The sequence below is a fragment of the Oleiphilus sp. HI0043 genome (assembly GCF_001634935.1).
In genome coordinates this window covers 1-865 of the sequence record NZ_LWEY01001720.1, presented here as the reverse complement: position 1 = coordinate 865, position 865 = coordinate 1, and the positions used below count along the sequence as shown (strand labels likewise).

The 865-nt window shown below is 48.2% G+C and carries 1 protein-coding gene and 1 pseudogene; both read right to left on the bottom strand.

What is annotated here, in order from left to right; translation table 11 throughout:
• Positions 1–366 (bottom strand): urease accessory protein UreE (locus tag A3729_RS26170; protein WP_068634442.1); only part of this gene is annotated, 366 nt, incomplete at its 3' end.
• 137 nt (positions 367–503) lie between these two features.
• Positions 504–865 (bottom strand): annotated as a pseudogene (gene ureC, locus A3729_RS33510) (urease subunit alpha); the annotation flags it as partial.

Sequence of the window (865 nt, the reverse complement as noted above, 5' to 3'; positions counted from 1 at the left end):
CAGTAAGTGCAGCATTTCTTCCAAGACGTGGTCAGGCTTAATTCTCAACCAACGCTCACCCACTTCAATTTTTGTATGGCGGTTACCCAAATGATAACAGGCACGCGAGAAAGTACGCCAGTCTTCACAGCTGGCATGCGCGACAGACTCAACAGCACCTTGAACCTGAATAATTTTTCCGCACTCAGACTTGAGATACTCTCCCACCAATAGAGGCTTGCCACGCTCTAGAAAGACACGTACATCAACACCGTTTTCACTCGTTAATTTAAGCCTTCCTCTATCACGCTGGTCCGAGTCTAGCTTGACGACTTCTGAAACCTCTTCATGACAATGCGTGCCGAGTCTTTCGTATACTTCTAACATAATCTTCCTTTTTTGAAGGCCTTATTTACCCTCGAACTCATCGGCTTCGACCTTGTCGGACTGAAGTCCGACCTACCATGCTAGTACATAGCCTGTAGGTCGGGTTTTAACCCGACTGGTCGGTGCCTAAATAGCGTTTAAAACAATGTGTACAATTGCGCCAATGGCAACTCGTCTGCCGGTTCACAAGTTAGCAACTCACCATCCGCTCTAACTTCATAAGTCTGCGGATCTACGGTGATCTCTGGCTGCCAATCATTCAACACCATGTCTGACTTACGAATAGAGCGCGTATTCTTACAAGCACTCAGGTTTCGGCTAAGACCAAGCGCCTCGCCAATATCGTTCTTCAAAGACGCTTCTGAGACAAAGGTCACTGAGGTTTTCGCCGCTGCTAAACCTTGCGCACCAAACATTGGTCGATAGTGTACTGGCTGAGGTGTTGGAATCGATGCGTTAGGGTCCCCCATGGGTGCTGCAGCGATCATTCCGCCTTTGA